The organism is Cupriavidus sp. 01L415, assembly GCF_056400065.1.
Genome location: NZ_JBFTSP010000002.1, coordinates 259,979 through 282,231 on the forward strand (window position 1 = coordinate 259,979; position 22,253 = coordinate 282,231).

Here is a 22,253-nt window from a genome sequence, read left to right on the forward strand (position 1 = left end):
GAAACACCGGGCAGGCATTGTGCGCCGGGGCTCCTGACAAGAGCTGTCAGGAGTGATGCGATGCGCCTGTTGTGCCTGCCTCTGCCAGCAGGCTGGCGACCACCGGCGCCAGCGCGTCGCCCAGTGCCAGATGGGCCTTGGCGTCGAGGTGCACGCCGTCGACGTCGCTCGAGCGGATCACCGTGCCGGCATCGAACCGCGCGCAGCCCAGGGTGTTGCAGACCTCGGCATAGGCGGCTTCCAGTCCCACGCACTTGTCCGCGCCACCCGCAAACTTCGGCGCCATGCGCGGATCGACATCCGGGCCGCTGACCACGCGGATCGGGGGCGGCGTCACCACGAGCACCTGCGGCACCGGCATCCCGGGCTCGATGGGCGCGGCGCGGATCGCCTGCACCAGCGTGGCGATGCCCTGCGCCGCATGCCAGGCGTTATGCGGATGCATCGACTGGAAATCGTTGCTGCCCAGCATCAGGATCACCAGTGCCAGCGGCGAATGCATCTCGATACGCTGCGCCAGTCCATCCAGCCCGCGCCGGCCGGGTTTGAAGGGATCGTCCCAGACCGTGCGGCGGCCGTTCAGGCAGTCCTCCAGGATCCGTACCGGCGGCCGGCCAGCATTGGCAGGGGCGCCGCGGGCGGCATTCAGGCGGTGCTCGAGGCGGCCCGGCCAGCGTGTGGGGAAGGGGAGTCGCCGGCGTGTCCCGGGGACGATGCCCCACGACAAGGAATCGGCGTAGACCAGCACCTGCACAGGGTCATCGATCGGCTGCATGGCGAGTATGAGAGCTATCTGAAAAAGCCCGGCGGGGCCAGCGCGTCGCGCGTGCGAGCCCCCATAATACGGATATTTACGAGACTGGAGATTCAAGTTGCGTTTCGAACACCTGGTGGAAATCAATGACCCAGGCAACCCCGCACTGGAGCCCCTCACGCCGGAGCAACTCTGGCAGGGGCTGGTGCTGCGCGCCGAATCGCCCGAGCTGTTCGTTTTGGGGCTGGACAGCGCGGAGATCGTCAACCGGGGCGATGGCTGGGTCGAGCGTGTGCTCCATTTCGGGCCGGCCAACGTGCGGGATCGCGTGGTCTTCGAGCCGCGCCGCGCGGTGCGCTATGAAACGGCCGCCACGCACGAACATGCTGGCGGCACGCTGTCGATGATCATCGAGACGCCCACGCCCGTGGCGCTGCTGGTGCGTTTTATCTACGAGACCACGATGCCGTCCGTGGATGACAGCGGGGACGACCGCTACGCGGAGATCGTCAAGTCCGCCTATCACGAGGCCGACCTCGATACGGTGCGGAAGATCCGGGAAATCGCACATACCGGACGGCTGGGGTGAGCCGCGAATCCACTGCGCCGGCACGTATCGGCGGCGGGGATGCCAACGGAGGAGACAGCGCCAGCCACGCGGCCGGGGATGCGCCTGACGCCGCGGCGGCACCTGTGAACGCGGTGGCGGCGGGGCCCGGGACTCCCGCGACACCGCGAGGTCCCACCCGCGCCGAGCTGCGCGCGCGTTACGGCGACCGCCTGCGCTGGCTGATCCTAGTCGCGCTGATGCTTGGCACGATGTCGTCCATCGTGTCGTCCACCATCGTCAACGTGGCGATTCCGGACCTCAGCCGGCATTTCAGCCTGGGCCAGGAGCGCGCGCAATGGGTCGCGGCCAGCTTCATGATCGCCATGACGTTGTCGATGCTGCTGACGCCGTGGCTGCTCAACCGCTACGGACTGCGCCGGACCTTTGTCGGCGCGCTGGTGCTGCTGGGCGGCGGCGGGCTGTTCGGCGGGTTCTCGCCGACCTTCGGCGTGATGCTGGCGATGCGCGTGGCCGAGGGCGTGGCCGCGGGCATCATGCAGCCCCTGCCCAGTATCTTCATCCTGCGCGTGTTCGAGGAGCACGAGCAGGGCAAGGCGCTGTCGCTGTTCGGGTTCGGGGTGGTGTTGGCGCCGGCCATCGGGCCCAGCCTCGGCGGCTTCCTGGTGGAGACCTTCGGCTGGCGGTCGATCTTCTTCGTGGTGGTGCCGCTGACGCTGATCGGCCTGTGGATGGCGCGCCGTTTCATGGCCGTGGATTCGGCGATGATGGGCGAGCGCAAGCCGCTGGACTGGCGCGGCCTGATGCTGGCCGGCGTGGCAACGGTCAGCCTGCTCAACGGACTCGTCGAGATGCGCAACAGCGTGCCGGCCGGGCTGGCGCTGGCCGGGTTTGGCGTGGCGGTGCTGGCGGGATTCGTTGTCTGGCAACTGCGCGCGCCGCACCCGCTGATGAACATGCGGCTATACAGCTACCGGCAGTTCTCCGCCGGGGCGATCGTTGCCTTCATCTATGGCGCGGGATTGTTTGGCTCCACGTACCTGCTGCCGGTCTACATGCAGATGGCGCTGGCCTATACGCCGTCGCGCGCCGGCATCGTGCTGATGCCGGCCGGGATCGTGCTGGCGCTGACGATCGCCGTGGCGGGCCGCCTGACCGATCGCATCCTGCCGCACCGCCAGGTCTCGTTCGGACTGGCCTTGCTGGCCGCCTCGTTCCTGCTGATGGCGACGGGATCGGCGGGCACGCCGTATCTGCTGCTGGTGCTGTACGCGGTGATTGGGCGGATCGGGTTGGGGTGCATCCTGCCATCGCTGACGCTTGGGTCGATGCGTGGCGTGGATTTCTCGCTGATCGCGCAGGGCTCAAGCTGCATCAATTTCCTGCGTCAGCTGGGCGGGGCGATTGGTGTCAGCCTCGCCGGCGTCGGGCTGCAATGGCGGCTGGCGGAGCACGGCACGGTGTTGGGGCAGGGTGGCGACGCCGCCGCGCAGGCGGCGCGGATTCACGCGTTCGACGAGACGTTCCTGGCGGTGGGTGTGGTGATTGCCACCGCGATCCTCGCGGCCTGGCGGATCCGCCCGAAGCCGGCGCCGGAGGCTTGACCTCGCGGCTGGCCGGCGGCCGGGTGGATTGGGCGGGCGGGGCGGATGGGGCTTCGTGACGGGTGCTGCCTAGCTGGCGGTGCCCGCAAGCAGCTCGCCGACGAGCTCGATGTACTTCTGTTTGGCCTCGTCCTGGCTGGTGCCCTTGAGTGCTTCCCAGGCCTCGAACTTGTAGCGGCCGACAAAATCGGTCATGCCCGGCTTGTCGCCGTGGGCATCGCCCTCGGCACCCTGCTTGTACAGCGCGTACAGACGCAGCAGGGTCATGTTGTTGGGGCGCTCGGACAAAGTCTTGACGTCGAGTTGGGCCTGGTCGAAACGGGCCTGCAGGTCGCTCATGGTGTCTCCAGTGTGGCAAAGGGCAAGTCAGGTGGCGATGATAGCCGCCGGCATTGCCCGTTTGCGCCGGAAAAAACCGAAGAAGCCTTCGGTCGAAGCCGCCAGACGGGGTCGCTCCGGGCAGCGCCACCAATTCAGCTTTGCCCCGCCACCGGATACAATCGCGCCATGTCCTGGATTCTTGCTGTCGAGACCTCCACAGAGTGGTGTTCCGTCGCACTCGGGCGCGCCGCCGATCACGGCGCCGTCGAGTGTTTCTCCCGTCATGAACATACTGGCGCGCGCTCGTCGGCGCGCGTGCTGCCGGCCGTCGCCGAAGTGCTGGCCGAGGCCGGCATCCGCCTGGCGGATTGTGCCGCCATCGCATTCGGTGCGGGCCCGGGGTCGTTTACCGGCCTGCGCACCGCGTGTGGCGTGGCGCAGGGGCTGGCCTTCGGCGCCAGCCTGCCCGTGATTCCCGTCAATGTGCTGATGGCCTGTGCCGAAAGCGCCGCCTCCGGCGAGCCGCCGCTGCCCGCGGGCACACGCGTGCTGGTCGCGCTCGACGCGCGCATGGACGAGGCCTACGTCGCCACGTTCCGTCGGGACCCGGCGGCCGGCGAATGGGTGATGGAAGGCCCGATGCAGGTGAGCGCGCCCGAATCCGTGGCGCGTCCCGAGGGGGATTTCTGGCTGGCCGGCAACGCGGCCACGGTGTTCGGCGACCGCCTGTCCGTCGCGGCGCAAGCCAGCCGCGTGATGCCCGATGCCATGCCGGACGCGCGTGCGCTCGTCGCGATCGGCCTGCGCGCGCTGTCGCGTGGCGAGGCCATCGATGCCGCACACGCCATGCCGATCTACGTGCGCGACAAGGTTGCGCAGACCATCGTCGAACGCGAAGCCATCGCCGCGGCAAAGGCTGCCGCGCTGGCTAGCGGAGGAGGCCCGGCGTGAGCGCCGCACCGGAGATCTTTCCGGACGATCGCCCCTGGCCAGAGGTGCCGGCGATGCCTGCGCTCCCGGACCGCTGGACGCTTGGCCGCATGAGCGCGCTGGACCTGCACGCCGTGGCCGAGATCGAACATCGTGCCTACAGCCATCCGTGGACGCGCGGCAATTTTGAGAATTCGCTCAAGGCCGGCCACTTTGGGCTGACGCTGCGCGACCCCGCGAACGATCTGGTCGGCTACGCCGTCCTGATGCCGGTGGTCGACGAAATGCACCTGCTCAATATCACCGTGGATCCGCGCCGGCAACGGCAGGGCCACGGCCGGCTGTTGCTGGCCATCGCGCTGGCCACCGCGCATGACCACAACCTGAACACGATGCTGCTGGAAGTCCGTCCGTCCAATATCGGCGCGCTGGTGCTGTATCAGCAGGCGGGTTTCATCGAGATCGGCCGCCGCAAGGGTTACTATCCGGGGCCCGCCAACGGGCGAGAGGATGCGCTGGTGCTGCGCCGCGCATGGCCAGCTGACAAGGAGTCCGCATGAACCGCCGCAGCCAGTTCCTGGAAGTGCTCGGGATCCCGACCGAATGGGTGCCGCGCCGCATGCCGGACCCAGCCGGGGTGCCGGAAGCGGTCGACGTTGCCGCTGCCGAAGCGCAGTTGGGGGCGATGGCGCAGGCGACTCTCCACGCGCCCGTCGGGGCGGTCAAGGTGGCCGGGTTGGTCGAGACGGCTGAAACCTTCGATGCTGACTCTCTGGCGGAGGCAGCGGAGGCAGCGGATGCGGTCGCCATGGTCGAGGCATTTGCGCCTGTGGAGCAGGAAGCCCGGCCGGCGTCACGCGAGGTTTCCCAACCGCCATCCGATTCGCCATCCGTAACATCGCCGCTACGCAAGGCGCCGCATCCGGATCAGGACGCCCGCCACGCCGCCATTGCCGCGATGGACTGGCCGGCGCTGGAATCGAGCGTCGCCGGATGCACGGCCTGCGGCCTCTGCACGACGCGCACCCAAACGGTCTTTGGCGTTGGCGATGCGCAAGCCGAGTGGATGCTCGTCGGCGAGGCGCCGGGCGAGAACGAAGACCTGCAGGGCGAGCCGTTCGTCGGCCAGGCTGGCAAGCTGCTGGACAACATGCTCGGCGCGCTGGGGCTGGCGCGCGGGCGCAACGTCTTCATCGCCAATGTTCTCAAGTGCCGGCCACCTGGCAATCGCAATCCCGAGCCGGACGAGGTGGCGCAGTGCGAACCCTACCTGCGCCAGCAGATCGCGCTGATCAAACCGAAGGTGATCGTGGTGCTCGGGCGTTTCGCCGCGCAGTCGCTACTGCGGTCGACCACGCCGATCGGCAAGCTGCGCGGGACCGTCCATGCGTACGAGGGTATCCCGGTGGTGGTGACCTACCACCCGGCCTACCTGCTGCGAACGCTGACCGACAAGGCACGCGCCTGGGAAGACCTTTGCCTGGCGCGCGAGGTACACGACCGTGCGGGAGCTCAAGCCTGACCCCGCGCAAGCCATCCGTCCGGGCGGGCCGGTCCTGACCGGCGCCGACGGGCAGGCGGCGCCGTGGTGCCGCGCCGCCTCGCAACGCGCGCGCGACCTCGCGTGGTGCTCGCTGTCCCCGCCGCTGTTGTCCCGCCTTCCCGATGAATATGGCACCGCCGCCGGGCTGGCGCAGTGGCCGGCCGGCACGCGCGCGGCATGGCAGCGTTGGCTGGAGACGGCCGATCCCGCCTCGCTGCCCGAAACCATCGCCGAACTGAGCGGCCACCCCGACCCCACCGGCAGCCGCAGCCTGCGGCTGGGCCGCCATGCCGAGCGGCTGCTGCACTTTGCCCTGCAACGGGCGGAGGGGATCGAGCTGCTGGCCGCCAATGTCCCGATCCGGCGGGCGAACGGCCACGGCATCCAGACCCTGGGCGAACTCGACGTGATTTGGCGCGACCCGGCCAAGGGACAGATTGTCCACTGGGAGATGGCCGCCAAGTTCTACCTGATGGTCGATCCCCAAAGCGAGCAGTCTGGCGCCCCCGACCGGCGCGCCTTCGTCGGACCGAACCTCGTGGACCGGCTGGGCGACAAGCTCGAGCACATCGTGCGCCGGCAGCTTCCGCTTGGCCGCACGGACGAGGCGCGCGCCGTGCTGGGCCACGTGATCGATCGCAGCGAGGTCTACCTGCTGGGCTGGCTGTTCTATCGCGATGGCCGGTTGCCGGCAGGCCTGGACACGCTGGGCATCGCCCCCGACCACCTGCATGGCTGGTGGTCGACGCTCGATGACTGGGCGGCGCGCAGCGCGCATCTGGCCGATCCGGGTGCCGTGCGCTGGTGCCGCCTGCCGCGCGCCAACTGGCTGTCCGGGGCGCGCGTTGCGGAGGCCGACACCGAGACCGCGGAATCGCTGCAGGCCACCCTGGCGCAGCGTTTTGCCGATCCGCACCAGGCCCATAGCTGGCGCCGCGAGGCCCCGGTTATGCTGTGCGAACTCGAGCCGGCCGGGCCCGCATATCCCGGCATCTGGCAGGAACGCTCACGCGGCTTCGTGGTGCCGCAGGGGTGGGAAGACCGCGCGAGAGAGCGGGCGCGGGTGCCCTGAACGTCCCGGATTCCGAATACGGAAAGATAGAAAGCAGAAAGGCCACCCGAGGGTGGCCTTTGCCTTGGACGGTGCGGTCCGGTGTGGTCCGCTGCAATCCGATTTGCTCCAGAAGGTGCTCCAGAAGGCAGCGTGGCCCGTGGCCGGCCGCCGCCGGCATCCCTCAGTGGTGCTTGTCCTCGCCGATCATGGCCAGCGAGTTGTACATCTTCACATTGTGCTTGTGCAGGCGCATCACCAGCAGCATCGTGACGGCGATGAACAGCCCCAGCGCGACAATCACGAAACCGATCGGCGCATTCAGCTTGATCAGCAGGGCGTACAGGCACAGCATCAGCAACACCGACACGTTCTCGTTGAAGTTCTGCACGGCGATCGAATGGCCGGCGGAAAGCAGCACATGCCCACGGTGCTGGAGCAGGGCGTTCATCGGCACCACGAAGTAGCCTGACATGGCGCCCACGATCATCAGGAACACATAGGCGATGGCCATGTACAGCGGCATGTGCATGCCCAGCAGATCCAGCGTCACGGCAGGCATGGCGTCCTTGGTATAGAACGCCATGAGCATCACGGTCACGCCCATCGCCACCCCGAACGGCAGCACGGACAACGAGCGGCGCAGCGGAATCCGGGCGGCGGCCATGATCGCCCCGACGGCCACGCCCACGGCCACCACGGCTTGCAACAGCGCGCCCTGGGAGAGGTTCAGGCCAAGTGATTTTTCCGCCCACTTCAGCACGATGAACTGCAGGGTGGCGCCGACGCCCCAGAAGAGGGTGGTCACGGCCAGCGAGATCTGGCCCAGCTTGTCGCGCCACAGGGCAATGAAGCAGTCGCCGAATTCGGCAATCAGCTTGATGGGGTTCTTTTCCTGCTGGGGATAGCGTGCGCCGGTGTCCGGGATGAACAGGTTGAAGACGGAAGCGATCACGTAGCAAATCATGATCACGACCATCGCGGCCTCGGCCGGGGTGTTGATGCCGGTGTCGACGTAGGGGATGTCGAAGCGCAGCAGGATCTCGGAGATGTGCACGGAGATCAGTGCGCCGCCGACCACCGTGCCCAGGATGATCGAGCCGACGGTGAGGCCTTCGATCCACCCGTTGGCCATCACCAGTTTCTCGGGTGGCAGCAGTTCGGTCAGGATGCCGTACTTGGCCGGCGAATAGGCCGCCGCGCCAAATCCCACCACGCCGTAGGCCAGCAGCGGGTGCAGCCCGAACATCATGATGGCGCAGCCAACGATCTTGATGGCGTTGGTGATCAGCATGACCTTGCCCTTGGGCATCGAGTCCGCAAAGGCGCCCACGAAGGCCGCCAGCACCACGTAGGACAGCACGAAGAACAGCTTGAGCAGCGGCGTCATCCACTGCGGGGAATGCAACTCGGTAAGAAGGGCGATGGCTGCGATGAGCAGCGCATTGTCGGCCAGCGACGAAAAAAACTGCGCGGCCATGATGGTATAGAAACCCTTCTTCATACTGTCGACTTTGTCTCCATCGCGGACGCCCGACACGGCGGGCAGGGGCGCGCCGGCCGGCAGCATCGCGGCTTGCAGGGAACCTGGCGCGACGGCCTTGTCAAAGTGGGGCGGTTGCGCGACTTTCGCGCGCCTTTCGGCTTGCCTGACCGTCATTGACATATTGCTTCACTTTTAAAACATGGCCGGAGCGTCCGGCTTTATATCACGAAACAGCGACATTTCAGCACACCGGCGGACGGGCTGTTCGACAGTCTGCGTCCCGGGGGATTCCCGGAACCCGTACCCGGATGTGTTCAAATATCATCTGCGCGATGCTGCTGCGCGCGGGCTGCCGGCCACCGCTCACGTGCCGGCCCCGGCACAGTGTTTGCAGCATCAACGCCCAATTTTCGCGGGCTGCCGACCGGGCTTTCCCTGATCCGGTGCAAGACCGGATCGGCAGTCCCCCAAGAAGCCACACCATGCCCAGACCGATTCACGCCGTTATCCACCAGCCCGCGCTGGCCAACAACCTCGATGTGGTGCGCCGCCACGCGCCGGACGCCCGCGTCTGGGCGGTGGTCAAGGCCAACGCCTACGGGCACGGCATCCGCCGCGCCTTTGCCGGCCTGCGTGCCGCCGATGGCTTCGGCCTGCTGGACCTCAACGAGGCCGTGCTGCTGCGCGACCTGGGCTGGCAGGGCCCCATCCTGCTTCTGGAAGGATTCTTCCAGGCACAGGATATTCCCCTGCTGGAACAATATCGACTCACCACGGCGATTCATTGCGAGGAGCAGCTTCGCATGCTGGAGCAGGCCCGCCCCAGGGGGCCGCTGGCGATCCAGCTCAAGCTGAACACCGGCATGAATCGGCTGGGCTTCCGGCCGGACAACTACCGCACCGCCTGGGAGCGCGCCCGCACGATGTCCTGCGTGGGCAGCATTGTCCATATGACGCATTTCTCCGATGCCGACAGCCCGCGCGGCATCGCCCACCAGATCGAGGCCTTCGACGCCGCCACCGCCAACCTGCCGGGGGAGGCCAGCCTGTCCAATTCGGCTGCCGTGCTCTGGCACCCGCAGGCCCATCGCGCCTGGGTGCGTCCGGGCGTGATCCTCTATGGCGGCTCGCCGACGGGCCTGTCGGCGGATATCGCCGAAACCGGCCTGCAACCGGCCATGTCCCTGCACAGTGAACTGATCGCCGTCCAGGACCTGCAGCCTGGCGATACCGTCGGCTATGGCTCGATGTTCACGGCGGACCGCGCCATGCGCATCGGCGTCGTGGCCTGCGGCTACGCCGACGGTTACCCGCGCCATGCGGCGGGCTGGGGCGACAAGCGCGCCCCGGTGCTGGTCGACGGCGTGCGCACGTCGCTTGTCGGCCGGGTGTCGATGGACATGATCTGCGTGGACCTGACTCCCTGCCCGAAGGCGAAGGTCGGCACGCCGGTCACGCTGTGGGGCCACGGCCTGCCGATCGACGACGTCGCAGAGGCCAGCGGCACGGTGGGCTACGAGCTGATGTGCGCGCTGGCGCCCCGTGTGCCGACCTCGGTGGCCACGCTGACCACGGCCGACGACGCGGCCTGACGCCGGACCCGGCGCCCTCACAAGAAAAAGGAACTGGGTTTGGCCAAGACCAAGACTGTCTATACGTGCACCGAATGCGGCGGCACGGCACCGCGCTGGGCGGGCCAGTGCCCGCAATGCAATGCCTGGAACACGCTGGTGGAAACCGTGGCGGATTCCGGGTCATCGGCCGCGCGGCGATTCCAGCCACTGGCGTCCTCCGCCGTGGTGCGCAAGCTGTCCGAGATCGATGCCGCCGACGTGCCGCGCTTTTCCACGGAGATCGACGAATTCGACCGCGTGTTGGGCGGCGGCCTGGTGGCCGGCGGGGTGGTGCTGATCGGGGGCGATCCCGGCATCGGCAAGTCCACGCTGCTGTTGCAGACGCTGGCCAACCTGGCCGGCACGCGCCGCGTGCTCTATGTCAGCGGCGAGGAGTCGGCGGCGCAGATCGCGCTGCGCGCACAGCGGCTGGGCGTGGAAAGCCCGTCGCTGGGCCTGCTGCCCGAGATTCAGCTGGAGAAGATCCAGGCCACGTTGGAGGCGGAAAAACCCGAGGTCGCGGTGATCGACTCGATCCAGACGCTGTACTCGGAAGCGCTGACCTCCGCGCCGGGATCGGTGGCGCAGGTGCGCGAATGCGCGGCGCAGCTGACCCGCGTGGCCAAGAGCACCGGCATCACGATCATCCTGGTCGGCCACGTCACCAAGGAAGGCAGCCTGGCCGGCCCGCGCGTGCTGGAGCATATCGTCGATACGGTGCTGTACTTCGAGGGCGACACCCATTCGTCGCACCGGCTGATCCGCGCGTTCAAGAACCGTTTTGGCGCGGTCAACGAGTTGGGCGTGTTTGCGATGACCGAGCGCGGCCTGCGCGGCATCAGCAATCCGTCGGCGTTGTTCCTGTCCCAGCACGACGAGATGGTGGCCGGCTCCTGCGTGCTGGTGACGCAGGAAGGCACGCGGCCGCTGCTGGTGGAGGTGCAGGCGCTGGTCGATACCGCCAACGTGCCCAACCCGCGCCGGTTGGCCGTGGGCCTGGAGCAGAACCGGCTGGCGATGCTGCTGGCCGTGCTGCACCGGCATGCGGGCATCGCGTGCTTCGACCAGGACGTATTCCTGAACGCCGTGGGCGGGGTCAAGATCACGGAGCCTGCGGCCGACCTTGCCGTGCTGCTGTCGATTCATTCGTCGATGCGCAACAAGCCGCTGCCTCGCGGGCTGGTGGTTTTTGGCGAAGTGGGGCTGGCTGGCGAGATCCGGCCGAGCCCGCGCGGTCAGGAGCGTCTGAAGGAGGCCGCCAAGCTCGGCTTCACGGTGGCGGTGATCCCGAAAGCCAACGCGCCCAAGCAGCGGATCGACGGGCTGGAAGTCATCGCGGTGGACCGCCTCGAGCACGCTATCGACCGCGTGCGGCATCTGGACTGACCCCGTACAACGGGCCAACACAGGCAAATAACGGCAATGACGGCGGCCACGGCAACCACGGAGCCCGAAGATGGCGCGGGCGAGGGCTCGGGTGAGGGCACGGGTGAAGGCACATCCTCGCGGGCTTCGCGCTCGCAGGCGGCCTACCGGACGTTGCGCGACGACATCTTCGCGTTCCGCCTGTTGCCCGGTGACCGCTTTACCGAAAACGACGTGGCCGAGCGGCTCGGCATTTCCCGCACGCCCGTGCGCGAGGCGCTGCTGCGCCTGCAGGCCGATGGTCTCGTGCGCGGCTACTACCGCAACGGCTGGGAAGTCGTGCCGCTGGACCTGGCGCGCTTCGAAGCCCTCTACGAACTCCGTACGCTGCTGGAAACCCATGCGGTGACGCGGCTGTGCCAGCAGCCGGCCGCGCCGCATCTTGACCGCGCGGGACTGGTGGCCCGGCTCGACGCGATCTGGCGCGTGCCCGTCGCGGAACGACTGACCGATGGCCATCACGTGGCGCGCCTCGACGAGGCGTTCCACCTTGCCATCGTGCATGCCGCCGGCAACCCGGAGTCGGCAGCGGTTCACCAGCAGGTGACGGACCGCATCCGCATCATCCGCCGGCTCGACTTTGCCTATGGCGAGCGGATCTCGCTCACCTATGACGAGCATGCCGCGATTCTCGATGCGCTGGACGCGTGCGACGGCCCCCGCGCGGTGGCCTTGCTCTCGACCCACATCGAGGATGGCCGCGCCGAAGTCAGCCGGCTGACGATGGAACGCCTGGAGCAGGCCCGCACCAGCCTTGTGCGACCGGCCGTGACCAGCGCACCCCGGCGGCGCAGGCGCTTCGGCTGAACACGGGTTCAGCCACGGGTCGCCGCGGGTCGCGTCTCCCCCGGCGCAGCCGGCGCCCATGATCCGGCACTCCTGATCGTTCCTCTTCGATTTCCCGCCAGCCGCGCACCGACGCGGGTTTGCCGGCGGGTTGCTCCTACTTTTCCTCCGTATCGCCCCATGCCATCCCTCCGTGGGGCGGCGTCGTGGCACGCCTATTGCGAAGGTTCTCCAGGAAATTTTATGTATACATAAATCACAGAGGTCGTGTGAGCCTTCATCTGAATCCGATTCGTGGCAGCCGGGGCATGGCCGTGGCACCGCACGCGCTGGCATCGCAGAGCGCACTGGCCGTCTTGCGCGAGGGCGGCAATGCCGTCGAGGCGATGGTTGCGGCGGCCGCCACCATCGCGGTGGTCTACCCCCATATGAACAGCCTGGGCGGCGACAGCTTCTGGCTGATTGCCCGCCCGGGCGAGGCGCCGCGTGCGCTGGATGCCTGCGGGGCTGCCGCCGGCGCGGCGACCATCGCGCGCTACCGGGAGGCCGGCTTGTCGGCGATCCCCACACGCGGTGGCATGGCGGCCAATACCGTGGCCGGCACGGTATCGGGATGGAAGGCCGCGCTGGACTGGTCCCGCGACGCGCTCGGCGGGCGCATGCCGCTGTCGCGCCTGCTGGCCGATGCCATCGACTACGCGCGTATCGGCGTGCCGGTCACGGACAGCCAGTCCGCCTGCGTGGCCGCCAAGGCCGATGAACTTGCCGGCATCGCCGGGTTTGCCGAGACCTTCCTGGTCGACGGCAAGGCACCGGCGCCGGGCAGCCGCTTCCGTCATCCGCGTCTGGCGGCGACGCTCGAGCAGATGGCTCGCGCGGGACTCGGCGATTTCTACGAGGGCGATCTGGCCCGCATCCTCGCGCGCGAACTGGGCAACGCCGGCAGTCCGATTGCGCTGGCGGACCTCCAGTCGCATCGCGCCCCATGGAAGCCACCCCTGACGCTGGCCCATTCACGCGGCACGGTCTACAACATGCCGCCGCCCACGCAGGGACTGGTGTCGCTGCTGATCCTCGGCCAGCTCGACCGCCTCCTCGAACGTGGCATGGACCCGCTGGGGCCGGACTTCGTCCACGCCTGCGTGGAAGCCACCAAGCAGGCGTTCCGCGTGCGCGACCGCCATATCACGGACCCGGCCCATATGGAGATCGATCCGCAGGACCTGCTCGCGCCGCCGTGGCTCGATGCGGCGGCCGCGCGTATCCGGCCCAATGGCGTGCTGCCGTGGGGAGAGGGCATGGGCCCGGCCGATACCGTCTGGATGGGCGCGGTGGACGGCAACGGCGTGGCGGTGAGCTTCATCCAGAGCATCTATCACGAGTTTGGCAGCGGCATCGTGCTGCCCGGCTCGGGCGTCAACTGGCAAAACCGTGGCTGCAGTTTTTCGCTGGATGCGGGCGCGCGCAACCCGCTGATGCCGGGCCGCAAGCCGTTCCACACGCTCAATCCGGCCATGGCGCGCCTGGCCGACGGCCGCACGCTGGTCTACGGAAACATGGGCGGCGATGGCCAGCCGCAGTCGCAGAGCGCGGTGTTCTCGCGGATCGTCCATTTCGGCATGAACCCGCAGGCCGCCATCGACGCGCCGCGCTGGCTGCTGGGCCGCACCTGGGGCCAGACCAGCGACACGCTCAAGCTCGAATCGCGCTTTCCCGGCGCCACGCAGGACGCGTTGTGCACGCTGGGCCACGAGGTGGAGATCCTGCGCCCCTACGACGAAACGATGGGCCACGCGGGCGCCATCGTGCTGCAGACGAACGGGCTCTACCAGGGCGGCAGCGACCCGCGCAGCGACGGCGCGGTGGCGGCCTGGTAGTGGCGACGTAGTAGCGAGGTATTCCAACAACGCGTGGCCGCCACCGGCCGCGTGTCTCTCTCGAAGTGTGTCTCAAGGAGTGGTTCGATGCGTACCGTTGCTGATAATGCGGCCCTTGGCGTGCCGCAGGCCATGCCGCTGGCGCGCACGCGCTGGCTGCAGCTGTTGCTGGGCATCGTGTGCATGATGGCGATTTCCAGTCCGCAGTATGTGTGGACGCTGTTCACGAAACCGCTGTCGGCCAAGCTGGGCGTGCCACTGTCGGAATTGCAGATCACGTTCTCGCTGCTGATCGTGTTGCAGACGTTCTTCTCGCCGTTCCAGGGCGCGCTGATCGAGCGCTTTGGCCCGCGCCGGCTGATCGCGGCGGGCACGGTGATGGCGGGCCTGTCGTGGGTGCTGGCCGCATCGGTCCAGAGCGTGGGCATGCTGTACCTGACCTACGGCGTCATCGGCGGGCTGGGCACCGGGATCGTCTACGTCGGGGTGGTCGGCCAGATGGTGCGATGGTTCCCGGATCGCCGCGGGTTTGCCGTCGGCATGGTGGCGGCCGGCTACGGCATGGGCGCCATCGTCACCACGTTCCCGATCGCGGCCGCACTGGCCGGCAAGGGGCTGGAAACCACGCTGTGGCAGTTCGGCCTGGTGTTCGCGGTGATTGGCTTCCTGGCGTCGCAGGGCCTGCGCGCGCCGGCTGCCGGCGAGCAACTGCCGCTGCGGCCGTCCTTTACCCCCTCCACGGTCGTCGACGTGCCGACGCGCAAGATGCTCCGGACCCCGCTGTTCTGGCTGCTGTTCGCGATGATGACGATGATGTCGACCTCCGGCCTGATGGTGACGTCGCAGATGGCGGCCTTCGCCAAGGATTTCGGCGTGTCCAACGCCGTCGTGTTCGGCATGGCCGCGCTGCCGCTGGCGCTGACCATCGATCGGCTGACCAACGGCCTGACGCGCCCGCTGTTCGGCTGGGTCTCGGATCGCTGGGGTCGCGAGAACACGATGTGCTTCGCCTTCGCGCTGGAGGCCTTGGCGATGACGCTGTGGCTGCTGACGCGCGAGAACGCGGTGCTGTTCGTGCTGTTGTCCGGCGTGGTGTTCCTGGGCTGGGGGGAAATCTTCTCGCTGTTCCCGTCGACGCTGACCGACACGTTCGGGACGAAGTTCGCCACCACCAACTACGGCTGGCTCTATATCTCGCAGGGCATCGGCTCGATCTTCGGCGGCCCGCTGGCGGCGCTGATGCACGAGCGACTGGGTAGCTGGATGCCGGTGTTCGGCGTGGCGATCACGCTCGATATCCTGACCGCGCTGCTGGCCATCGCGGTGCTCAAGCCGTGGCGCCGCCGCTATCTGGCGACGCCGGCCGCGGCCTGAAAACCCCGGCCTCCGGAGCGCCTGATTTCCTGATGGCGGCGCCTGCGGCAATCGGCCACAGCCGGCACCGTGACGGTTTGCGCGGGCGCGATCATGCGCAGAGGGAAAATCGGTAATAATTCGCGTCGAAGGCAGCACGCCGGCCCGACAGGGCGGGCGGCGCTGCCACACCGTCATGGTTCGCCGTGACCTATATTTGTCATCGACGCCTATGCAAGCCAATTCCCGTGCTTACTTCCTGCTGATCGCCATTGTGTCGTTCGCGATGCTTGGCGCCGCGCTCTACATGCAGTATGTGGAGGGCTACCAGCCATGCCCGCTCTGCATCATGCAGCGCTTTGCCTTCGTCGGCATCGGCATCTTCTCGCTGCTGGCGGCCATCGCCCAGAACACCCGCACGCTGTGGCAGGGACTGGGCATGCTGTCCGGCGTGGCCGGCATCGCCGTGGCTGGCTACCATGTGTCGCTGCTGTTGAACCCCAAGGCATCGTGCGGCATCGACCCGCTCGAGAACTGGGTCAACGCGCTGCCCACGGCCAAGCTGCTGCCGCAGGTGTTCTATTCGGATGGCCTGTGCACGGCGCCGCTGCCGCCGCTGTTGGGCCTGTCGATCCCGGCGTGGTCGCTGATCTGGCTGGTGATCCTGACGCTGACGCTGGCGGTCGGGCTGATCCGCCGCGAAAAGCACTACCGCTAAGAACAGTTGCCCACGAAAAAGCCGACGCATGCGTCGGCTTTTTCATGCTTGCGGGGCGTGGCCGGTCATGACGACCGGCGGTCGGCACTACCTCAGGCAATCTGTTCGATCTGTTCCTGAAGCTCCAGCCAGCGTTCTTCCAGCTGACCCAGCTCCCCGGTCACCTCGCCCTGGCGCTTGAGCATCTCCATCAGCTTTGCCTTGTTGGCTTCGGCATAGCTCGACTCATCGGCCATGAAGGCGTCGATCGCCTCCTTGTCGGCCTGCAGCGCCGCCATGCGCTTTTCGATCTTCTCGATTTCCTTTGTCAACGGCTTGCGCAGGACGGACAGCCGCTGGCGTTCGTCCGCCTCGGCGCGGCGCTGGTCCTTGCGGTTGACCGCCGCGCTCGCGTCGCCCGCGATGCCGGCCGCCTCCGAGGCATGCGCCGCCGTGGCCGCGTTGCGCTTGGCGGCCGCCTGTTGCAGCAGCCAGTCGCGGTAGTCGTCGAGGTCGCCATCGAACGGGCAGATCGTGCCGTCGGCCACCAGCATGAACTGGTCCGACGTGGCACGCAGCAGGTGCCGGTCGTGGGACACCAGGATCAGCGTGCCTTCGAACTGGGCCAGCGCCATCGTCAGCGCCTCGCGCGTGTCCAGGTCCAGGTGGTTGGTCGGTTCGTCGAGCAGCAGGAAGTTGGGCTTCTGCCAGACGATCAGTGCAAGGGCCAGCCGGGCTTTTTCGCCGCCCGAGAACGGCTCGATGGATGCGGTGGCCATGTCGCCACGGAAATTGAAGCTGCCGAGGAAGTCGCGCAGTTCCTGCTCGCGCGTATCCGGCGCCAGCCGCGCCAGATGCTGGAGCGGGGAGTCGTGGTCGCGCAGCGTTTCCAGCTGGTGCTGGGCAAAGTAGCCGATGACCAGACCCTTGCCCAGCCGCAGCGTGCCCGTCATGGGCGCCTGCGTGCCGGCCAGCGTCTTGACCAGCGTCGACTTGCCCTGACCGTTGGCGCCCAGCAGGCCGATGCGCTGGCCGTTCTGGATCGACAGCGTCAGGTTGTGCAGGATCGTGACGGGCGGATCGGCCTCGGCGTAGCCGCAGTCCACGCCATCGAGCACCATCATCGGGTTCGGCGCGGAATCGGGCTCGCGGAACTCGAACGCGAAGCCGGCCGCCACGTGCACCGGGGCCAGCCGCTCCATTTTCTCCAGCGCCTTGACGCGGCTCTGCGCCTGGCGCGCCTTGGTCGCCTTGGCCTTGAAGCGGTTGATGAACGATTCCAGATGGGCGATTTCCTTCTGCTGGCGGACATAGGCCGATGCCTGCAGGGCCATCTGCTGGAGCCGCAGCGTCTCGAACTGCGTGTAGTTGCCGCCGTAGCGGCGCAACTGCTGGTTCTCGATATGCACCGTGACGTTGCAGATCGCGTCCAGGAATTCGCGGTCGTGGGAAATCATCACCAGCGTGCCCGGGTAGCGGGCCAGCCAGTCTTCCAGCCAGACGATGGCGTCCAGGTCCAGGTGGTTGGTCGGTTCGTCGAGCAGCAGCAGGTCGGACGGGCACATCAGCGCCTGCGCCAGGTTCAGGCGCATGCGCCAGCCGCCCGAAAACGACGCCACCGGCTGCGACACCTGCGGCAGCGTGAAGCCCAGGCCCAGCAGCAGCGCCTCGGCCCGGGCCGGCGCGGTGTAGCCGTCGGCATCGGCAAAGGCCGCATGGGCCTCGCCCTCGGCGGTGCCGTCGCCGCTGGCCTGGGTCGCGGCGATGCGCGCCTCGATCTCGCGCAGGCGCGCGTCGCCGTCGATCACGTAGTCCACGGCCGTGCGGTCGACCGCGGGCGTTTCCTGCGCGACGTGCGCGATGCGCCATTGCGCGGGCACGAAGACATCGCCGCCGTCCGGGTGCAGATCGCCGCGCAGCATGGAAAACAGCGTGGACTTGCCGCTGCCGTTGGCGCCGACAAGGCCCACGCGCTCGCCCGGGTTGAGCGTCACGCTGGTGTGGTCGAACAGCACCTTGGTGCCGCGCTGGAGGACAAGCTGGTCGATTCGGATCACGAGGGAAGTGCGGAGAAGGCTGGGACGCGCCCGGAGGCGGGCAGGCCGGCATTGTAGCGCGGCTGGCCCGGGACCCCGACTCCGCGCCTATGTCCGGCCCCATGTATTGAGGGATTACCCGTAATCGAGCACTTCCAAGTTCTCCTGGTACATGATTTGCGTGTAAATTTATTTACATCGACCCGCGCACCGGGAAAGTGCCTTTTCATCAGGCGCTGAATTCCAGTGTGGTGCGGGGGTCCCCAAATCGAACCCAAACCTCTGACATGCCCGACGGCCAGTCGATTTCCGAACGCATCGCCCGCAGCCTGCCCACGCTGACGCCCGCGCACCAGCGCATGGCGCAGTACGTGCTGGACAACCTGTTTCGCGCGGCCACGATGCGCATCGACGAGTTCGCCGCCGCCGTGGACGTATCGGTCGCCACCGCCAACCGGTTTGCGCGCGCGCTCGGCTTCGAGGGCTATCCGCAATTCCGTGCCGAGCTGGTGCGCGGCTTCGAGGCCACGCTGGCCCCGGTGGAGCGCCTGCGCGACGAACTGGCGCGGCCGACGACCGTGTCCGAGGTGTTTGCCGCCGCGCTGGAAGACGGCGCCCGCAACCTGGAAGCCACGCGCCGCGCGCTGGATGCCGACGCCTGCGAACGCGCCGTGGCGGCGATCCTGGAAGCCGAGCGCGTCTACGTGATGGGCTTCGGCGCCAGCGGTTTCCTGGCCGGCCTGTTGCAACACGGGCTGGAAATGCATTGCCGCATGGTGACGTCGGTGTCCAATGCCGGCGGTGCCTCCCACTCGGCGCGCCAGCTGTTCAAGCTGCAGCCGCAAGACCTGGTGATTGCCATCGCGTTCCCGCGTTACGTGACGGACACCATGCTGCTGGCCCAGCGCGTCAAGGCGCACGGCGGACGCCTGCTGGCGCTGACCGATGGCCCGACCTCGCCGCTGGCGCCGCTGGCCGATATCGCGCTGTATGCCAACGCGCGCAACCGGCTGTCCGCCAATTCCGATGCCACCGTGCTGGCGCTGATCGAAGCGCTGTGCGGGGCCGTGGCCTACCGCTCGGCCCGTTCCGTGAAGGCGGCGGCCGAGATGACCGAATTCCTGCTGCCATGGCTGTACGGCGCGCCCGGTGCGCGTGACAGCCAGGCGGCGCCGCTGCCCGCAAAAAATGGCGCGGCCAGTACCCGATCCCGGCCGCGCGCGCAGCGCCAGGCCGCCCCCAAATCCTCCGAGTGAAGTTGAAGTCCGATATGACCCAAGCTGTCATTGCGATCCACGGCGGCGCCGGCACGATTACCCGTGCGGCCATGGATGCCAACCGCGAGCGCGAATACATCGCCGCCCTGGAACATGTGCTGCTGGCCGGCCAACGCGTGCTGGCCGAAGGCGGCAGTGCGCTGGATGCCGTGACCGAGGCCGTGCGCCTGCTGGAAGACTGCCCGCTGTTCAACGCGGGCAAGGGCGCCGTGCTGACGCACGCCGGCACCTATGAACTGGACGCCGCCGTGATGGATGGCGCCACGCTGAACGCGGGCGCCGTGGCGTGCGTCAAGCGCCTGCGCAATCCGGTGCTGGCCGCACGCGCCGTGCTGGAGCGCAGCGAGCATGTGCTGTTTGCCGCCGAAGGCGCCGAGGCCTTTGCCGAAGCGCAGGGGCTGGAACTGGTCACGCCCGACTACTACTTCACGCAGGCGCGCCACGAGCAGTGGGAGCGGGCCCGCGCATCGGCCGGCATGGCGCTGCTCGATCACGATGCCGCCGCGCTGGCCGCAAAGGCCAGGCAGGAGGAGCCGATCGATCCGGATCGCAAGTTCGGCACCGTGGGCGCCGTGGCGTGCGATGCCAACGGCAACCTGGCGGCTGCCACGTCGACGGGTGGCGTGACCAACAAGCAGGTCGGCCGTGTGGGCGACACGCCCGTGGTGGGCGCCGGGTGCTATGCCGACGATGTGGCCGCCGTCTCCGCCACCGGCACCGGCGAGATGTTTATCCGCACCGTGGCCGCGCACGACGTGGCGGCGCAGATTCGCTACGCCGGCCTGTCGCTGGAGGAGGCCGCGCGCCGCGTGGTCATGGAAAAGCTGCCCGCCATCGGCGGCCGGGGCGGCCTGATCGCCGTGGACCGCGACGGCAACGTCACGCTGCCGTTCAACACAGAAGGGATGTACCGCGGCGTGGCACGGGTCGGCGAACCCGTCAGCGTCCTGATCTACGGCTGAGCGCGAGCGCGACATCAGTCGAAGAGACACGAGACACCACAGCATCAAACCGTATTCAGCAGGAAACCGGGGGCCGCATGGCAACTAGCTCAACTCAACAAGGCATCGTATTGCCGCCAGAACGCGTGGTCGCGGTCAACAACCTGACCGTCCGCTTTGCTACGTCGGAGCGCACCGTCGAGGCCGTGCGCAACCTGTCCTTCCACGTGGATCGCGGCGAAACGCTCGCCGTCGTCGGCGAATCGGGGTCGGGCAAGTCCGTGACATCGCTGGCGCTGATGCGCCTGGTGGAACACGGCGGCGGCAAGATCGCCAGCGGCAGCATGCTGCTGCGCCGGCGCAGCGGCGAGGTGCTGGACCTGGCGCGATCCCCCGACTCGACGCTGCGCACGGTGCGCGGCGCGGACGTGGCGATGATCTTCCAGGAGCCGATGACCTCGCTGAATCCGGTGTTCCCGGTGGGCGAGCAGATCGCGGAGTCGATCCGCCTGCACCAGGGCAAGAGCAATGCCGCCGCGCGTGCCGAGGCCTTGCGCATGCTGGAACTCGTGCGCATTCCCGAGGCGCGCCGCGTGCTGGACCGTTTTCCGCACCAGTTGTCCGGCGGCATGCGCCAGCGCGTGATGATCGCCATGGCGCTGTCGTGCAAGCCGGCGCTGCTGATCGCCGACGAACCGACCACGGCGCTGGATGTCACCATCCAGGCCGAAATCCTGCAACTGATCCGCAACCTGCAGTCCGAGATGGACATGGGCGTGGTCTTCATCACCCATGACATGGGTGTGGTGGCCGAGGTGGCCGACCGCGTGCTGGTGATGTACCGCGGCGAGAAAGTGGAGGAGGGCACCTCCGACGAGGTGTTCCACGCGCCGGCCCACCCTTACACGCGCGCGCTGCTTTCCGCCGTGCCAAAGCTGGGCGCGATGTCGGGCACGGACCTGCCGGCCAAGTTCCCGCTGGTGCAGGTCAGCGACCTGGCGGCGCCCGTCGCCGAGACGCCGCAGGACACCGTCGCGGCAGGCGTCGAGCCGATCCTGCGCGTGCGCGACCTGGTCACGCGCTTCGACGTTCCCGGCGGGCTGTTCGGTCGCGTCACGCGCCGCGTGCACGCCGTGGAGCAGGTCAGCTTCGACCTCTACCCGGGCGAGACGCTGGCGCTGGTCGGCGAATCGGGCTGCGGAAAATCCACCACGGGCCGGTCGCTGCTGCGGCTGGTCGATGCCCAGAGCGGCACGATCGAATTCGCCGGCCAGAACATCAGCCAGATGCACGGCCCGGCGCTGCAGGCCCTGCGCCGCAATATCCAGTTCATCTTCCAGGACCCGTTCGCGTCGCTGGACCCGCGCGTGCCGGTCGGTTACTCGATCATGGAACCGCTGCTGGTGCACAAGGTGGCCAGCGGCAAGGAAGCGGAAGCCCGTGTGGCGTGGCTGCTGGAGAAGGTGGGCCTGACGCCCGCCCACGCCGCGCGCTACCCGCATGAATTCTCGGGTGGCCAGCGCCAGCGCGTCTGCATCGCGCGCGCCCTGGCCCTGAACCCCAAGGTGGTGGTGGCCGACGAGTCGGTGTCCGCGCTAGACGTTTCCATCCAGGCCCAGATCGTCAACCTGATGCTGGACCTGCAGCGCGAACTGGGCGTGGCGTTCCTGTTCATCTCGCACGACATGGCCGTGGTGGAGCGCGTGAGCCACCGCGTGGCGGTGATGTACCTGGGCCAGATCGTCGAGATCGGCCCGCGCCGCGCCATCTTTGAAAACCCGCAGCACCCGTACACGAAGAAGCTGATGTCCGCGGTGCCCATCGCCGACCCGGCGCGCCGTCACATGAAGCGCGAACCGTTGTCCGACGAGATTCCCAGCCCGATCCGCGCGGTTGGCGACGAACCGGTGGTGCAGCCGCTGGTCGCCGTGGCCGGCAGCGGCGCGCACGGTCATTTTGTAGCCCGGCACGCCGTCGGCGGCGCCTATTGA

The 22,253-nt window shown here is 68.0% G+C and carries 19 protein-coding genes; 15 read left to right on the top strand and 4 right to left on the bottom strand.

The window, feature by feature from the left end; translation table 11 throughout:
- Positions 1 to 46 precede the first annotated feature (46 nt).
- Positions 47 to 775: an SGNH/GDSL hydrolase family protein gene (locus AC1DOX_RS06485; protein ID WP_441614939.1), complete on the bottom strand. Its 729-nt coding sequence runs from the start codon at positions 773 to 775 to the stop codon at positions 47 to 49.
- 97 nt (positions 776 to 872) lie between these two features.
- Between AC1DOX_RS06485 and AC1DOX_RS06490 the strand changes: the two genes are divergently transcribed.
- Together AC1DOX_RS06490 and AC1DOX_RS06495 are read left to right on the top strand one after the other, a co-directional pair.
- A complete protein-coding gene (locus tag AC1DOX_RS06490; RefSeq protein ID WP_441614937.1) occupies positions 873 to 1,343 on the top strand; it encodes an SRPBCC family protein in 471 nt (156 codons plus the stop codon).
- A 113-nt stretch (positions 1,344 to 1,456) separates the two neighbouring features.
- Positions 1,457 to 2,926, top strand: coding sequence for a DHA2 family efflux MFS transporter permease subunit (locus tag AC1DOX_RS06495; RefSeq protein WP_441615064.1), 1,470 nt, complete (start codon positions 1,457 to 1,459; stop codon positions 2,924 to 2,926).
- Between the two features lie 69 nt (positions 2,927 to 2,995).
- Here the strand turns inward: AC1DOX_RS06495 and AC1DOX_RS06500 are convergent, their stop codons facing one another.
- Positions 2,996 to 3,265 (bottom strand): acyl-CoA-binding protein, encoded by a 270-nt coding sequence (locus tag AC1DOX_RS06500; protein WP_092134066.1) that lies wholly within the window; start codon positions 3,263 to 3,265, stop codon positions 2,996 to 2,998.
- A gap of 168 nt (positions 3,266 to 3,433) precedes the next feature.
- On the opposite strand from AC1DOX_RS06500, the gene tsaB reads away from it, so the two are divergent.
- The 4 genes from tsaB to AC1DOX_RS06520 are packed head-to-tail and all read left to right on the top strand — an operon-like array spanning position 3,434 to position 6,792.
- Positions 3,434 to 4,198 (top strand): tRNA (adenosine(37)-N6)-threonylcarbamoyltransferase complex dimerization subunit type 1 TsaB, encoded by a 765-nt coding sequence (gene tsaB, locus AC1DOX_RS06505; RefSeq protein ID WP_092134064.1) that lies wholly within the window; start codon positions 3,434 to 3,436, stop codon positions 4,196 to 4,198.
- A 53-nt stretch (positions 4,199 to 4,251) separates the two neighbouring features.
- Positions 4,252 to 4,737 (top strand): ribosomal protein S18-alanine N-acetyltransferase, encoded by a 486-nt coding sequence (gene rimI / locus AC1DOX_RS06510; RefSeq protein WP_092135365.1) that lies wholly within the window; start codon positions 4,252 to 4,254, stop codon positions 4,735 to 4,737.
- Complete coding sequence (locus tag AC1DOX_RS06515) at positions 4,734 to 5,699, top strand: uracil-DNA glycosylase (RefSeq protein WP_477101234.1); 966 nt, start codon at positions 4,734 to 4,736, stop codon at positions 5,697 to 5,699. The genes rimI and AC1DOX_RS06515 overlap by 4 nt, the downstream gene beginning before the upstream one ends.
- Positions 5,680 to 6,792, top strand: coding sequence for a DUF1853 family protein (locus AC1DOX_RS06520; protein ID WP_477101233.1), 1,113 nt, complete (start codon positions 5,680 to 5,682; stop codon positions 6,790 to 6,792). The genes AC1DOX_RS06515 and AC1DOX_RS06520 overlap by 20 nt, the downstream gene beginning before the upstream one ends.
- A gap of 163 nt (positions 6,793 to 6,955) precedes the next feature.
- On the opposite strand, the gene lplT is transcribed toward AC1DOX_RS06520, so the two are convergent.
- A complete protein-coding gene (lplT, locus tag AC1DOX_RS06525; RefSeq protein ID WP_092135364.1) occupies positions 6,956 to 8,275 on the bottom strand; it encodes a lysophospholipid transporter LplT in 1,320 nt (439 codons plus the stop codon).
- Between the two features lie 464 nt (positions 8,276 to 8,739).
- On the opposite strand from lplT, the gene alr reads away from it, so the two are divergent.
- The 6 genes from alr (at position 8,740) to AC1DOX_RS06555 (ending at position 16,029) form a co-directional block, all read left to right on the top strand.
- A complete protein-coding gene (gene alr, locus AC1DOX_RS06530; protein WP_441614932.1) occupies positions 8,740 to 9,849 on the top strand; it encodes an alanine racemase in 1,110 nt (369 codons plus the stop codon).
- 39 nt (positions 9,850 to 9,888) lie between these two features.
- Positions 9,889 to 11,256, top strand: a complete 1,368-nt coding sequence (gene radA / locus AC1DOX_RS06535) for a DNA repair protein RadA (protein ID WP_441614930.1) — start codon at positions 9,889 to 9,891, stop codon at positions 11,254 to 11,256.
- 36 nt (positions 11,257 to 11,292) lie between these two features.
- Positions 11,293 to 12,102 carry a GntR family transcriptional regulator gene (locus AC1DOX_RS06540; RefSeq protein ID WP_441614928.1) on the top strand — a complete coding sequence of 270 codons (810 nt, stop codon included), beginning with the start codon at positions 11,293 to 11,295 and terminating at the stop codon, positions 12,100 to 12,102.
- A 287-nt stretch (positions 12,103 to 12,389) separates the two neighbouring features.
- Positions 12,390 to 13,958, top strand: a complete 1,569-nt coding sequence (locus tag AC1DOX_RS06545; protein WP_441615059.1) for a gamma-glutamyltransferase family protein — start codon at positions 12,390 to 12,392, stop codon at positions 13,956 to 13,958.
- 87 nt (positions 13,959 to 14,045) lie between these two features.
- The gene (oxlT, locus tag AC1DOX_RS06550) at positions 14,046 to 15,332 is read left to right on the top strand and encodes an oxalate/formate MFS antiporter (RefSeq protein WP_441614926.1); all 1,287 of its coding nucleotides are present in this window, start codon (positions 14,046 to 14,048) and stop codon (positions 15,330 to 15,332) included.
- A 211-nt stretch (positions 15,333 to 15,543) separates the two neighbouring features.
- The gene (locus AC1DOX_RS06555; protein ID WP_092134050.1) at positions 15,544 to 16,029 is read left to right on the top strand and encodes a disulfide bond formation protein B; all 486 of its coding nucleotides are present in this window, start codon (positions 15,544 to 15,546) and stop codon (positions 16,027 to 16,029) included.
- A gap of 92 nt (positions 16,030 to 16,121) precedes the next feature.
- Here AC1DOX_RS06555 and AC1DOX_RS06560 read toward each other — a convergent pair whose 3' ends face one another.
- Complete coding sequence (locus tag AC1DOX_RS06560; RefSeq protein ID WP_441614924.1) at positions 16,122 to 18,065, bottom strand: ATP-binding cassette domain-containing protein; 1,944 nt, start codon at positions 18,063 to 18,065, stop codon at positions 16,122 to 16,124.
- A gap of 266 nt (positions 18,066 to 18,331) precedes the next feature.
- Between AC1DOX_RS06560 and AC1DOX_RS06565 the strand changes: the two genes are divergently transcribed.
- From AC1DOX_RS06565 to AC1DOX_RS06575, 3 genes are all read left to right on the top strand, one after another.
- Positions 18,332 to 19,300 carry a MurR/RpiR family transcriptional regulator gene (locus AC1DOX_RS06565; protein WP_441614922.1) on the top strand — a complete coding sequence of 323 codons (969 nt, stop codon included), beginning with the start codon at positions 18,332 to 18,334 and terminating at the stop codon, positions 19,298 to 19,300.
- A 14-nt stretch (positions 19,301 to 19,314) separates the two neighbouring features.
- Complete coding sequence (locus tag AC1DOX_RS06570; RefSeq protein ID WP_441614920.1) at positions 19,315 to 20,283, top strand: isoaspartyl peptidase/L-asparaginase family protein; 969 nt, start codon at positions 19,315 to 19,317, stop codon at positions 20,281 to 20,283.
- A 77-nt stretch (positions 20,284 to 20,360) separates the two neighbouring features.
- Positions 20,361 to 22,253, top strand: a complete 1,893-nt coding sequence (locus AC1DOX_RS06575; protein WP_441614918.1) for a dipeptide ABC transporter ATP-binding protein — start codon at positions 20,361 to 20,363, stop codon at positions 22,251 to 22,253.